1 protein-coding gene is annotated in these 626 nt (G+C 53.8%); it reads left to right on the top strand.

The features are described from left to right. A partial coding sequence (gene mobQ / locus LIZ87_RS22090; RefSeq protein WP_227149230.1) for a MobQ family relaxase occupies positions 1–626 on the top strand: 626 nt, incomplete at both ends.

Below are 626 nucleotides of genomic sequence, written 5' to 3'. Positions count from 1 at the left end.
CCACACAACGAAATCACGATTGTTCAGCGCAGCCAGCGGCAGTCTGCGGTTGCCGCCGCTGCTTACCAGAGTGGCGAAAAGCTGTTCTGTGAATACGACCAGCAAGTGAAGCACTACCCGGAAAAGCGTGGTATCGTCCACAATGAGATTCTGCTCCCAGCAAATGCCCCGCCGGAGTATGCAGACCGTAATACCTTATGGAACGCCGCCGAAGCGGTGGAGAAGCAATGGAACTCCCAGCTTGCAAGGAGGTGGGTGCTTACCATCCCCAGAGAGATACCGCCCGACCAGTACGCTGTCCTTGTCCGGGAGTTTTGTGAACAGCAGTTTGTTTCCAAAGGCATGATTGCTGATTTTGCAATCCATGACCCCCATCCGCCGGGACACAATCCCCATGCCCATGTCCTGCTGACTATGAGAGCAATGGACGAACATGGAAAATGGCTTCCCAAGAGCCGCAAGGTTTATGACCTTGATGAAAGCGGAGAACGGATAAAACTTCCGTCCGGCAGGTGGAAAAGCCACAAGGAGGATACGGTTGACTGGAACGACCAGAAGTATTGTGAAATCTGGCGGCATGAATGGGAGGTCATCCAGAACCGCTATCTGGAAGCCAATGACCGCCC

It is taken from the genome of Lacrimispora sp. 210928-DFI.3.58, from assembly GCF_020554865.1.
Lineage (GTDB): Bacteria > Bacillota > Clostridia > Lachnospirales > Lachnospiraceae > Enterocloster.
The sequence above is the reverse complement of the archived record's forward strand: the minus strand, read 5'-3'. Positions and strand labels throughout refer to the sequence as shown.